This is a genomic window from Actinomycetota bacterium (genome assembly GCA_018334075.1).
Taxonomy (GTDB): domain Bacteria; phylum Actinomycetota; class Coriobacteriia; order Anaerosomatales; family UBA912; genus JAGXSC01.
Genome location: JAGXSC010000007.1, coordinates 13,375 through 25,894, shown reverse-complemented (window position 1 = coordinate 25,894; position 12,520 = coordinate 13,375). Strand labels below are relative to the sequence as shown.

Below are 12,520 nucleotides of genomic sequence, written 5' to 3'. Positions count from 1 at the left end.
GAGGGTGACAGATGCCGGAGCGCGTGGCCAAGAAGCGTGATGCGGGCATGGGAGGTCATCCCAGTCTGGTGCCTCCACATAACGTGGAGGCCGAGCAGGCGGTGCTGGGCTCAATGTTTCTTTCGCGCGAAGCCATAGAGAGCGCACTGTTGCTGCTGTCGGCAGACGACTTCTATCGCCCGGCGCATGGCAAAATATTTCGGGCGGCGGAGCATCTTCAAAACGCTGGTATACCGGTAGACCACCTCAGTGTGGCGGACAGGCTGGAGTCCACAGGTGAGCTTGATGAGGTCGGCGGCAAGTCGTATCTGATCGACATCACCCAGGTTGTGCCTATAGTGGCCAATGCCAGCAGGTATGCCGAGATTGTTGCTAGAACGGCAATGCTTCGGGGCCTTATCGGGGCGGGGACCCGGATTGTCAATCTGGGATACGAAGCCCCGGATGACCTGCGCGAAGTCGCCGAAGAGGCAGAGCGTTTGATCTTTCAAATCACGAACAAGCGTATCTCGGGAAATTTTCGCGCTGTAGAAGAGCTTCTCGAACTTTCTTTCAAGCAGCTAGAGGAGCTGTTTGAGCGCAAAGCTCACATAACAGGGGTGCCGACGGGCTTCAAGGATTTGGATAACTTGCTGGCGGGCTTGCACAGAAGTGACCTGATTATTCTTGCTGCTCGTCCCTCTGTCGGAAAAACAGCCCTTGCGCTAAATATCGCGGTGAACGCTGCCAAAGAAAAAGTTACGGTAGCGCTCTTCAGTTTGGAAATGTCTGCAGAGCAACTTATCCAGCGAGTTCTTTGCTCGGAGGCTCGCATCAACTCGCAGGATGTGAGGACAGGGCATATCAAAGACCCGGATTGGGGCAACATCCATCGAGCTATGGGGCAGCTTGCCGAGCTGGATCTCTTTGTCGATGACACAGCGGCTACTTCTATTCTGGAGGTCAGAGCCAAGGCCCGACGCCTTCTGCGCGATAAGCAAGAAGGACTGATAATCGTCGACTATCTTCAGCTAATGCAGCCGCAAAGCCGTCGCTCCGAGAACCGCCAGACAGAAATTGCTGAAATCAGCCGTGGCCTGAAGATACTGGCAAAGGAGCTCAAGGTTCCAATAATCGCGCTGTCTCAGCTGTCACGTGCAGTCGAGCAGAGGGCCGGTAAAAGGCCACAGCTCTCAGATCTTAGGGAATCCGGGGCCATCGAACAGGACGCGGACGTCGTGATTTTCATCGACCGAAACACTGATCCGCGCGCGGGGACCGATGATGACGAGGACAGGCCGCCCCCCGGAATTGCGGACATTATTGTTGCGAAGCACCGAAATGGACCTACGGGAATGGTCAAACTTGTGTTTAACGAAAGCTATACGAAATTCAGCAGTTACACGGACAGGATGCCGTAAGCATAAGGTCGTTGTTCGGGGGTCGAAATGACCGCACACTATGACGTCATCATCGTGGGATCGGGTCCGGCTGGCATCTTCTCGGCGCTGGAGCTCGCACGGGCAGGGGCGGGACGGGTACTCCTTTTGGAGAAAGGACACGACCTCGACAAAAGGGTTTGCCCTGCAAGGGTGGGTCAGTGCAGGAGTTGCCCTGTCTGCTTGATCACGACGGGCTGGGGAGGGGCAGGTGCCTTTTCTGACGGGAAACTTACTCTCACTGGCGAGATAGGCGGTTGGCTGGGCGATTATGTTGGGGCACCGCTCCTGGACAGCCTCATCGACGATGTCGATGCTCAGTGGTTGCGGTTTGGGGCCGACACCAGTGTCATCGAGCCGGATCCTGACAGTGTGGCGCGCTTGAGCAGACTTGCTGTTCTCGCCGAAATGAGTCTCATTCCGATGCGGCTACGCCATCTCGGCTCCGATCGCTCCCCGGGTGTTCTCGCCGAAATGCGAGCTTGGCTTGAGTCTGCAGGCGTTGAGATCAGAACAAAGACCATGGCAAAGAGCGTCCTTGTCCAAGATGATCGAGTCAGTGGAGTGACGCTCGCCGATGGGACACACCTAAGCGCAAATGCAGTCATTCTCGCGCCAGGACGCGAGGGAGCCGAGTGGTTGCTGCAACAGGCAAGAGCTATTGGTATTCCGGTGTCTAACAATGCCGTCGATATCGGGGTTCGCGTCGAGTGTCCCGCGCCAGTGCTCGAACCGCTGACAACCCACTTATATGAGGCCAAACTCACATACTATTCCAGGGCCTTTGGAGACAAGGTTCGCACTTTTTGCATGAATCCGTATGGCGTTGTTACCACCGAGCATTACGGAGACATTGTAACTGTCAATGGACACTCACTGAGCGAGGAGAAGACCCCGTATACGAACTTCGCGGTGCTGGTAAGTCAGAGCTTCACGCAGCCGTTTCACGAGCCGATAACCTATGGGCGATCCATAGCCAAGCTGGCCAATCTTCTTGGCGAGGGCATTTTGGTCCAGCGCCTCGGCGACCTTAAGGCCGGTCGTCGTTCGACGCACAAGCGATTGAGCGAATCCGTCGTCACCCCCACCTTAGCGTCCGCGACGCCGGGCGATCTGGCTTCGGTTATTCCGTATAGGCATCTAGTCGACATTCTGGAGTTCATTCAGGCCCTCGATGCACTGGCGCCAGGCGTAGCGGCGCCAACAACCCTTCTTTATGGCGTAGAGGTGAAGTTCTACTCGTCACGACTCCAGCTGGATTCCAACCTCATGACCAAGACCAAGGGTCTTTTTGCGATTGGCGATGGCGCGGGAGTGACAAGGGGGCTTGTGCAATCAAGCGCCAGCGGGATCGTTGCCGCTCGAGCGGTCGTCCGGTTGCAGCAATAGGCAATAGCCAATGCAAGATAGATCGACTACGTACATCTGCTGGTCATCCGAGGATTCCTCGGGCATACTTAGCGCGGTGTCCGCATCACTCTAGGCGGACCTCGTGCATTCGCCAGGCGATGGATGAATGCCCGGCCTGGGAGCGGCGAAGGGATCCGCGGGGCCGAACAATATCAGGGAGTCTCAAGTATATGGCTGGAATAGTGTTGGTAGGGGCCCAGTGGGGAGATGAAGGAAAAGGCAAGATCACAGATCTGATCGCCGACGACTTTGATTATGTTGTGCGATTTCAGGGCGGCAACAATGCCGGGCATACGATCGTGCACGCTGGAAGAACAATCAAGCTCCATCTGATTCCTAGCGGCATCATGTACCCGAACATAACCCCGGTTATAGGGAACGGGTGTGTCATCGATCCCAAGGTACTACTGGAAGAGATGGATAGACTTGAAGCAGATGGTCTTTCTACCCGAAAACTCCTGATCAGCTCCAACGCGCACCTGATCATGCCATATCACCGCGATCTTGACATGGCGAGTGAGCACAGGTTGGGATCTCAGGAGATTGGAACTACTCGGCGTGGAATTGGCCCGGCATATATGGACAAGGCGTCCCGAATGGGATTGCGGGTACAGGACCTGACCGACGAGCATATTTTTCGCAAGAAAGTTGAGGCCGCCCTACCCGAAAAGAACGACATTCTTGTGAAGCTATACGGTATGGCGCCTTACACTGTTGACCAGATCGCGCAGGAGTATCTCGTTTATGCGGATCGCATCAGGCCACATGTCGAGGACACCTCGCTTGTCATCAACAAAGCGCTCGATGCTAATCAGTGGGTCTTGTTTGAGGGCGCCCAAGGGACCTTGCTGGATCTGGATCATGGCACCTATCCTTTCGTCACAAGCTCAAGCCCTGTAGCGGGAGGGGCTTGCATCGGAGCTGGAGTTGGGCCTCGGCGGATAAATCGGATTCTAGGCATCGCCAAGGCGTACATCACGCGTGTTGGTTCAGGGCCATTTCCGACGGAGCTATCAGACTCGATAGGGCGGCAACTCATTGAGATTGGTCATGAATATGGCACAACAACCGGCAGGGAAAGACGCGCTGGTTGGTACGATGCGGTGATCGTCAAGTATGCCTCCAGGATCAATGGCCTGACCGATCTCATCATCACCAAGCTCGATGTTCTCTCCGGCCTCGAGACCATAAAGGTCTGTGTGGCCTATGAGTATGAGGGGCGCAGATACCATGACCTGCCCCCCCATCAGACGGTCTTCCATCACGCTAAGCCGGTCTATGAAGAGATGCCGGGCTGGAAAACGGATATTAGCGGATGCCGCAACTTTGATGACCTGCCAACGGAAGCGAAAGACTACATCGAGCTTATCGAAGAATTAGCCGATGTTCCCGTTGCGATGATCGCTGTAGGACCAAGTCGCGAGCAGACGATCATGCGTCGCTGGGAGACTCGTTAGCCGGCTTCGTCAGGGCAATCTTGTGAGTTTGGGGCTTTAGGGCAACAACAAAAATTCACAGAATTTTCACTTCACGAAGAGGGCGTCATGCTAATATCCCGAGGGGTCGTTGCCGGAGGTAAGTAGGCCGACCATTTCAGACCGACCAAAGGATGCCTGTGCAAAACAGGCTGTCGTTAAAGTCAAACTTGCCTAGCCACAGATACCTTTTTATTGGGTAGCCGGGCTGGTGCCGCTGATTGTAGGATTGTTCGCCAGCGAAGCTGTCGCTCATGATGTTGCCGCAGACGACAGAGCTTTCATTCAGGAAAACCTGGGCGTTCAGGTCGCTCCCTTTATCTATCTGGGGGCGAAGCACATGTGTTTGGCACTACGTTTCCCTGTTCGCGCTTGCCCACATGTCCACACTGATGCTCGGCTCGCTATTTGGGTTGGGGCTTAATTCCTATATTGTCGACGCCGTGATCGGTCTGTCGGTAGTTTATAAGGCGCTCGACAACGTAGGCGCGTTCAAACAGGTGCTGGGATTTAGGCCTAACACGAAGGCCGCAGTGGTGTTTTTCGGATTCATTCACGGGTTCGGACTGTCTACGCAGTTTCAAAAGCTCGAGATTCCCTCCGAGATACTGATCCCGAACCTTCTTTCTTTCAGCCTAGGTGTTGAGATAGGACAGGTGCTGGCACTAGTGCCGATGCTGATCATCATAAGCTTCTGGCGCCGCTTCCGTTCTTTCCCGAGGCAGGCGTTTTTCGCGAACATGGCAGTGATGACCGTCGGTTTGATTTTGGTTGGATATCAGCTAACAGGATTTTTCACCTCATAAAGGAGAACTCAGACGATGAGTAGACGAAACACTCGAGCAACGAATTCGGATGAAGGCAGGCAGGCAGCGTCAGGGCATCATGAGGTTGAAGTTCCGCCGGTCCCGCTCGCCTCACTTGCCCGCGCCGGTGCGATTTCTTTATTGGTTGCGGCGATTGTCCTGGTCGTTGCCATATTGCCGGCCGAATACGGGATAGATCCGACTGGGCTCGGCGAGACACTGGGCTTTACCGCGGTGGAGGTCGCGGCGCAGGCCGTTTCTGGCGAAGAAGAGACCGCCATCTCGATGGAGTTCGTGCTGCAGCCGGATGAGGGCATCGAGGTTAACCATCTCGATGGAGTTCGTGCTGCAGCCGGATGAGGGCATCGAGGTTAAGGTGGAGATGCTCGAGGGCGAGAGCTTCGTATTTGAGTGGATCAGCGAAGGCGGGCCCGTGAACTTCGACATGCACGGCGAACCACCGGGTCAGGCGGATCAATTTACCAGCTACTGGGCGGAGATGCAGCAGATGGGCGCAAGCGGCACCTTCGTGGCTCCGATCACAGGAACCCACGGCTGGTTTTGGCGCAACCGCGGAGAGGCTCCCGTAACGGTCAGGTTGAACGTCTCCGGATTTTACGAGCAGGTTTATCAAGTCCAATAGGGCATGTGCCTGGCAGCTATATATTGGCCAAAAACTACCCAACCTCCGACGGGATTAATGTTCGGGGTTGGGTATACTCGTAGCTAAGAATTATTACTAGACAGGATCCGAATTGCCTATCTCGGCGAAAACTATCGAAGATCGAATACTCGCGATGACAAGTGAGCTTCGAGGGTGCGGTATGAGGCTTACCCGGCAACGTCTGGAAATAATTCGGGAGATCGCCGCGACGGAGGAGCACCCTGACGTCGAAACTATCTACGGCATGGTAAGGCGAAGAGTCCCTGCCGTTTCCCTCGATACCGTGTATCGAACGCTATCGGTTCTGCACGAGTGTGGAGCAGTCAATCGGATGATGGTTGCGACGGGCTCGGCCAGATACGACCCGGATATTTCCCGCCACCATCATTTTGTGTGCATAAAGTGTGGGGCTGTGGTTAATGTGATTAGTTCCGAACGTGATGCATTTCGCTCCTCTGACTGCGCCTCACAAGTTGGGGTTGTGGAAAGAGTCGAGGTCTATTTCAGGGGCACATGCAAGAGCTGTCAGGCCTCGAATTGCTGTCAGCGAGATGACCTTGCTGTAGAGAAAGAGAGAGGTCGATCATGAGAAGAGTGGCAGTTGCGATTGCGGCGTTGGCGCTGACGTTGGCGAGCTTGAGCTTACCGGCTCAAGTGCTTGCATCAGGACAGCCGATTGAGGATGGAATTGCTGTTTCCGCAGACTTCACTCCAGTAGAAGGCTGCAGCTGTCATGCAGAGTTCATCGGCCAGTGGGAACAGTCGCTGCACAGCAAGGCATCGTTCAACCCAACGTTTGAGGCCAAGCTCGATGAGGCGGAGCCCGAGACGAGAGCCCAGATCGAGACGTTTTGTCGCAGCTGCCATGGGCCGGCCGCATACATGACCGGAGAGCTTGGCCTGCCTGCTGAGCAGATGACGGGTGCAGCCGCAGACTCAATAGGCTGCTCTTTCTGCCATCAGGTCGTTGGCACTGACGAGCCAATAACGAACCTCTCGCAAAGGGTGCAGCTGGACGGGGTGTACGGAGGGGGTCTTGAAGACGCACAGGCGCCCCATCCGGCGAGGCTCTCGGAGTTTCACAGGGGCTCAGAGTTTTGCGGCGGCTGTCACAACGTCAATCATCCGGTAAACGGGTTGGCGCTGGAAGCTACATATACAGAGTGGCTGAACAGTCCATGGGCGGATGAAGGAGTTACCTGTCAGGACTGCCATATGAGCGAGGCTCCCGGAAAGATCGGGCCTTCGCCAGGCAGGGTGGCGGCCATGGGGCCCGAGCGAGAGGCGATTCACCGCATGACCTTCTGGGGTGCGCATGTCGAGAGGGGAAACCCTGAAGCCGCCCGAGCGATGCTGCAAAACTCCGCTGAACTCGAGCTCAGTGTCCCAGAGATTGTTTCTGGTGAGCAATCGGGTGTTGTCAGAATCACTAACGTCGGAGCCGGACACTATCTTCCGACCGGACTTACCGATGTTCGCCAGATGTGGCTTGAGGTTGTCTCCGTCGATTCTTCCGGTGGGGAGACAGAGCTTGCCAGACGCGCTTTTGGAACTGTGTTCAAGGATGCCCAAGGCAACTATCCCGCGCAGATATGGGACGCAACAGGCGTTCAGTCCGATGACAGAATTCCGCCGAGGGAGTCAGTAGAGATCACCTTTACGGCAGCCCTTCCCGAAGGCGCTGATTCGGCGAGCGTTGTTGCCAGGTTGCAGTATCGCTCGATCTCCGAAAAGCTGGCAGAGAGCGCAGGAAGGGAAAATCCCATAACCCTGATGGCCGATGCTACGCAGGTGATATATGCAAGTGCCGAGGCTAAAGATGCGGCCGGTCGTGCTGAGAGCCAGTCTTTGGGTGGCGTCGGTGATCAGTTTGTGTGGTGGATTCTCGGCGGATTGGGGCTGGTTGTGGCAGCACTCGCCGCCTGGTGGATCATGCGAGCGCGCAAGGCTAGCAGTGGGTGATCTTTAGGACTCGTTGCGGCGAGCACAGTTAGGTAAAACACCAATACGCACTATTCGCATGAAATAGGTGCGCATAAATCGCTCCTTTCGGTAGTATGCTGGCTTCGATGCTACAGAAAGGAGAGAGTCATGAAGCGTCGGATACTTAGAATCATAAGTCCGATCGTCGGTATTGCCTTGTTGTTGGCGGTGACTGGCTGCGCGCCAGCCGATGAACAACAGCGTGACGTCGACGCGCAACCCAAGCCCACGAGGATCATCGTCGCTGACGCGAGCACCACCCATCATTTGAACCTGTATGTGGCCAAGGAGCTCGGGCTTTTTGAGAAGCGCGGGCTGGAGGTCGAAATAATCAAGGCCGAGGATCTCGCTGCCTCCCGGGACGCTGTCGTCTCCGGGCAGGCGGATATTTTCTGGTCCTGCCCGACTGTGGCAATCGCCGCGATCGCCAATGGCGCTCCCCTCAAAATGATCGCGCAGGTAAAGACCCCCTGCACCTCCGTGCTGGTCGTGAGTCCGGATTCGCGGATCGACGACTATGCTGATCTGGATGGTAAAAGCATCGCCGGTATCTCCCCCACCTGCGAGGCGGTCATTGCATACTCGAAAAAGGCTCGCGAGGTCGGTGCGGTCTTCAATCTGGAGAAGCTCGCCGGTGGTCCAGCGATCATCGCCCTTGAAGCGGGCAGGGTAGACGGCGCGATTCTGGAGGAACCGCATACCAGCATCGCCGAACTCAAAGGATTCAACGTGGTCTTACCGGAGGCCGCCGCCCAAATTACCTGCCGAACAATCAATGCCCGGACTGCTTTCCTGAAAGACAATCCTGAAGCGGTCAAGCGTTTTATCGAGGCGGTGGACGAAGCGAATGCCATAATCGCAGCGGATCCTGTGGCTGATCGGGTTGTGGAGATAGCGGTGCAGTATACGGGAGCCCCTGAAGAGGCGATCCGTCATGGCAACGCGCGCCTGAAGTTTACAACTGAAATACAGGAAGAGGGCCTGAGTGCTCTGGCGGATGAGCTGGTGTCGCTGCAAAACATTCGAGAGAACCCTGGCGACGCACTCTTTGCCGAGGAGCTCAGGGGCATCACGTGGGACAAGTAGTCTCACTGGTCGTTGCCGGTGTTCTGGCGCTCGCGGTTCTTGCCGGATGCCAGGGCATCGATGCCTCCCAGCGCGGAGTATATAGGGTCGGCTATGTCGATGATCCTTTACTTGCTCCACTTTTTCTGGCTGACGAGGGCTCACGCTCGTGGGAGCTAGTCAGGTCAGGAAGCAGCTCGGATGTGGGCTATGCGCTTATTGCGGGAGAGGTGAATGCGGGTTTTGTCGAAACCTCGCGAGCCAGAAAACTCCTCGACTCACAAGGTGGCGAGAGATTGATGGTGGCCGGCACCATGCAGTTTCCATATGGCGCGACATTAGTGGTGCGCGAAGGTCTCGATATGCGTCTGGGAGACTTGGGATCGGCCAGAATCGCCGTACAGGCGCAGTGCGCGCTCGTCCGCCACTTCGAGGTCGATGCGCTCAGGTTTGGCCTGGACCTCGCTTCGCTCAACTACAAAAACATGCCCTTTCCGGATATGCTGCCGGCGCTTGAGGCCGGACTGGTTGATGCGATTCTCGTCAAGAGCGCTCACGCAGCCCTGGCCGAGCAACAAGGACACAGCATCCTCTATCAAAACTGGGATGTGGAGGAAGGCCAGGACGAATGCTGCCCCCCTGCCGTGTTCCAGACCGAATACCTGCTTCTGGTCGACTCCAGGGATACGAGCTCAGCATCCAGGCTTGCCGAGGCGCTGCTAAATGCAAGTGAGGCGCCGGTCGAGGAGCTCAGATCGGCCATAGCGTCGGCGACAGGCACCCCGGTCGGCCTATTGGAGAATCATCCGGTTGCGGTCTTTACGCCTTTGACTGACGCGCAACGTGAACTTTTTGGAGAAGACAGATGCTTGACGATTCGATGATTCGCCGAAATAGCCTGACTAGGCGCCGCGGGCACTTCCTTGGCGTGTTTCTCAAGGAAATCAAGGCGTTTACCAAATTTGCACTGGGCAACATCTTTTCCCGCGAATTTATGACCGTGCTTATACCTCTACTGATTGTTTGGGAGGCCGTTCCAAGATTGGGACTTGTGCCCGAGGCGCTGGTTCCAGCTCCATCCGTTGTCGCGGTCGCTTTTTGGGACGTCTTTACCAACTTGAACATGGCCGAGCATATCGGTGCGAGTATGCTGCGGTTTGGCGCCGGGTTGTTGCTGGCGGCCGCCGTAGCCTTGCCTTTGGGCGTGCTCATGGGGTGGAACTCCTTCATCCGCAGTCATACCTTACCGCTCTTCCAGCTGCTCGCCCCGGTGCCACCACCGGCGTGGGTGCCGATCACCATTATCCTTTTGGGCATCGGTCTTCCGATGCAGGTGTTTCTCATCTTCCTCGGCGCTTTTTATCCGATCCTTTTCAATACCTATCAGGGCATCAAGGAGACAGACCCCCGGTATTTAGCTTCCGCGCGGGTATTTGGGGCAAGCGAATTTACGCTGCTTACGAAGGTCTACATCTGGAACGCGCTTGGCTCTGTGGTTATGGGGCTCAAGATCGGAATCGCGACCGGGCTTGTCATGATGGTGATCTCCGAAATGTACGGTGGCCGTAGCGGCATCGGATTTCTCTTGCTGGAAGCGAAGGAGTTCTTCCAGATAGATCGTATGGTCGTTTGCATGATGCTTCTCGGGTTTATCGGCTGGTTTCTGATAGAGGTCATGAAGTATGTGGAGTCCAAGCTCGCGCTGTGGCGGATCGGCAGGTAGAAAAATGATCGAAACTAAAGGAGTGAGCAAGTTTTTTTCGGTTATCAAGGAGGACGGAACCGCCGAGGGATTCACCGCTTTGAACTCGATATCGTTACATATCGAGGAGGGCAAGTTTGTTTCATTGTTGGGCCCCAGCGGTTGCGGAAAATCAACCTTCCTGGAGATATTGGCTGGACTTCAGGCTCCAAGTGACGGAGAGGTGTGGATAGATAACAAACTGGTGCTCGAGCCGCTGCCCTCTACGCGCAAGGAGGCGGAGATCTACCGCAAGAAGTACCGGCTGCTCTCTCCGATCGCTAACAGCCTTTTTCATGACAACCCGAAACACGATATCGCCATGATCTTTCAGGACTACGCGGTCTTTCCGTGGATGACCGCACGCCAAAATGTTCTCTTCGCATTGAAAATTCGCAAGGTGCCGAAGAGGGAAAGAGACGCGGCGGCCACATACTATCTGCGCAAGGTCGGGCTCCTCGACTCCGATCACAAGTACCCCTCCCAGCTGTCCGGCGGGATGAGGCAACGTCTTGCTTTGGCACGGGCGCTCTCTGTAGAGCCTCGGATCATATTGATGGACGAACCCTTTGCGGCCGTTGACGCGTTGACGCGCGAGAGGCTGCAAGAAGATCTGTTGCGGCTGTGGGAAGAGACCTCAAAGACCATCGTTCTCGTCACTCACGACGTCGACGAGGCGGCTTACCTCTCCGATGAGGTCGTGGTTTTCTCGCCATTACCGGGCTCTATCCGAAATACGATCAAGATCGATCTCCCACGGCCCAGAAGGCGCAATTCGCCTGAGCTTCGGTGGATTAAAGAGCGCTTGATGGCCATTCACGAATTCGACACCGTTCACGAAGCGGACTACGTAATCTAAGGGAGAAACAAGATGACCCATGAGCAAATAACAGGCACTTTTCGCAACACGATCTATGAAGACGTCACCGGTGCCGTCGGTCAGACCCCTTTGGTCAGGGTGCGGCGGTTGACTAAGGGGGCTCACGCAGAGGTTGTCGCCAAACTTGAATCGTTCAACCCGCTCAATAGCGTCAAGTGCCGTATAGCGCTTGCGATGATAGAGGCGGCCGAGCGGGACGGGAGATTGAAGCCGGGCACCACAGTCGTCGAGCCCACATCGGGCAATACCGGAGTCGGATTGGCCTGGGTATGCAGGGTCAAGGGATATCCGCTTATCCTCACCATGCCTGAAACGATGTCGATCGAGCGGCGCAAGTTGATGCAGATGCTCGGGGCGGAGCTGGTACTCACACCCGGACCCGAGGGCATGATCGGCGCTGTCAACAAAGCCAAGGAGATCATGCGCCACATCCGCGGCTGCTATATGCCGATGCAATTCGACAACCCCGCCAACGTCGAAGTGCATCGAAGGACCACCGCCGAAGAAATATGGGCGGACACCTCCGGGCAAGTCGACATTCTGGTTGCGGGAGTTGGGACCGGCGGAACCATCACGGGCGTTTCCGAGGTCATAAAGAGTCGCAAGCCGTCGTTCCGATCGATAGCCGTAGAGCCCGAGGCATCCCCTGTTCTCTCCGGCGGGAAGCCCGGACCTCACCGTATACAGGGCATCGGTTCGGGCTTCGTCCCATCGATACTCAACCGCAAAATAATCGACGAGGTCATACAGGTCACCAACGACGACGCTTTTGAGACGGCCAGGCAGGTGGCGCTTTCGGAGGGAGTCCTCTGCGGGATCTCTTCGGGAGCCGCTGTGTGGGCGGCCCTGAAAGTGGCAAACAGGCCGGAAAATTCGGGGAAGCTGATCTGTGTCATATTGCCGGACTCCGGAGAGCGCTACATAACAACTCAGCTTTCCGAGTCAGAGAGCTGAAAGACGTCACCGATGGCTTTATCGGTCCGGAGTCGACGTGTATGTTTATTAAGTATATGGATGTCGAAAGGGTAAATCTTATGACAACGAGGAATTCTATCGAGAAATAAGCGAAAGAACACCT

12 protein-coding genes and 1 pseudogene are annotated in these 12,520 nt (G+C 55.9%); all 13 read left to right on the top strand.

The window, feature by feature from the left end; genetic code table 11:
• Positions 1–11: 11 nt before the first annotated feature.
• On the top strand, positions 12–1,400 hold the full coding sequence (gene dnaB / locus KGZ89_00670) for a replicative DNA helicase (protein MBS3973373.1): 1,389 nt from the start codon (positions 12–14) through the stop codon (positions 1,398–1,400).
• A gap of 27 nt (positions 1,401–1,427) precedes the next feature.
• On the top strand, positions 1,428–2,807 hold the full coding sequence (locus KGZ89_00665) for an FAD-binding protein (protein MBS3973372.1): 1,380 nt from the start codon (positions 1,428–1,430) through the stop codon (positions 2,805–2,807).
• A gap of 191 nt (positions 2,808–2,998) precedes the next feature.
• Positions 2,999–4,285, top strand: a complete 1,287-nt coding sequence (locus tag KGZ89_00660; protein ID MBS3973371.1) for an adenylosuccinate synthase — start codon at positions 2,999–3,001, stop codon at positions 4,283–4,285.
• Between the two features lie 226 nt (positions 4,286–4,511).
• Positions 4,512–5,109 (top strand): annotated as a pseudogene (locus KGZ89_00655) (HupE/UreJ family protein).
• Between the two features lie 15 nt (positions 5,110–5,124).
• Positions 5,125–5,469 carry a hypothetical protein gene (locus KGZ89_00650; protein MBS3973370.1) on the top strand — a complete coding sequence of 115 codons (345 nt, stop codon included), beginning with the start codon at positions 5,125–5,127 and terminating at the stop codon, positions 5,467–5,469.
• Positions 5,444–5,752 carry a hypothetical protein gene (locus KGZ89_00645; protein ID MBS3973369.1) on the top strand — a complete coding sequence of 103 codons (309 nt, stop codon included), beginning with the start codon at positions 5,444–5,446 and terminating at the stop codon, positions 5,750–5,752. Before KGZ89_00650 ends, KGZ89_00645 begins: the two co-directional genes overlap by 26 nt.
• A 112-nt stretch (positions 5,753–5,864) precedes the next feature.
• Complete coding sequence (locus KGZ89_00640; GenBank protein ID MBS3973368.1) at positions 5,865–6,362, top strand: transcriptional repressor; 498 nt, start codon at positions 5,865–5,867, stop codon at positions 6,360–6,362.
• A complete protein-coding gene (locus KGZ89_00635; protein ID MBS3973367.1) occupies positions 6,359–7,735 on the top strand; it encodes a hypothetical protein in 1,377 nt (458 codons plus the stop codon). The genes KGZ89_00640 and KGZ89_00635 overlap by 4 nt, the downstream gene beginning before the upstream one ends.
• A 129-nt stretch (positions 7,736–7,864) precedes the next feature.
• Positions 7,865–8,842, top strand: coding sequence for an ABC transporter substrate-binding protein (locus tag KGZ89_00630; GenBank protein ID MBS3973366.1), 978 nt, complete (start codon positions 7,865–7,867; stop codon positions 8,840–8,842).
• Positions 8,830–9,705 (top strand): hypothetical protein, encoded by an 876-nt coding sequence (locus KGZ89_00625; protein ID MBS3973365.1) that lies wholly within the window; start codon positions 8,830–8,832, stop codon positions 9,703–9,705. Before KGZ89_00630 ends, KGZ89_00625 begins: the two co-directional genes overlap by 13 nt.
• Positions 9,702–10,544, top strand: coding sequence for an ABC transporter permease (locus tag KGZ89_00620; GenBank protein ID MBS3973364.1), 843 nt, complete (start codon positions 9,702–9,704; stop codon positions 10,542–10,544). Before KGZ89_00625 ends, KGZ89_00620 begins: the two co-directional genes overlap by 4 nt.
• A 4-nt stretch (positions 10,545–10,548) precedes the next feature.
• Positions 10,549–11,421, top strand: coding sequence for an ABC transporter ATP-binding protein (locus tag KGZ89_00615; GenBank protein MBS3973363.1), 873 nt, complete (start codon positions 10,549–10,551; stop codon positions 11,419–11,421).
• A gap of 12 nt (positions 11,422–11,433) precedes the next feature.
• Positions 11,434–12,396 (top strand): cysteine synthase A, encoded by a 963-nt coding sequence (cysK, locus tag KGZ89_00610; GenBank protein MBS3973362.1) that lies wholly within the window; start codon positions 11,434–11,436, stop codon positions 12,394–12,396.
• Positions 12,397–12,520: the final 124 nt, after the last annotated feature.

Coding starts and splice junctions, on each gene's coding strand:
- dnaB (MBS3973373.1), top strand. CDS start 12: ATGCCGGAGCGCGTGGCCAAGAAGCGTGATGCGGGCATGGGAGGTCAT.
- KGZ89_00665 (MBS3973372.1), top strand. CDS start 1,428: ATGACCGCACACTATGACGTCATCATCGTGGGATCGGGTCCGGCTGGC.
- KGZ89_00660 (MBS3973371.1), top strand. CDS start 2,999: ATGGCTGGAATAGTGTTGGTAGGGGCCCAGTGGGGAGATGAAGGAAAA.
- KGZ89_00650 (MBS3973370.1), top strand. CDS start 5,125: ATGAGTAGACGAAACACTCGAGCAACGAATTCGGATGAAGGCAGGCAG.
- KGZ89_00645 (MBS3973369.1), top strand. CDS start 5,444: ATGGAGTTCGTGCTGCAGCCGGATGAGGGCATCGAGGTTAAGGTGGAG.
- KGZ89_00635 (MBS3973367.1), top strand. CDS start 6,359: ATGAGAAGAGTGGCAGTTGCGATTGCGGCGTTGGCGCTGACGTTGGCG.
- KGZ89_00630 (MBS3973366.1), top strand. CDS start 7,865: ATGAAGCGTCGGATACTTAGAATCATAAGTCCGATCGTCGGTATTGCC.
- KGZ89_00620 (MBS3973364.1), top strand. CDS start 9,702: ATGATTCGCCGAAATAGCCTGACTAGGCGCCGCGGGCACTTCCTTGGC.
- KGZ89_00615 (MBS3973363.1), top strand. CDS start 10,549: ATGATCGAAACTAAAGGAGTGAGCAAGTTTTTTTCGGTTATCAAGGAG.
- cysK (MBS3973362.1), top strand. CDS start 11,434: ATGACCCATGAGCAAATAACAGGCACTTTTCGCAACACGATCTATGAA.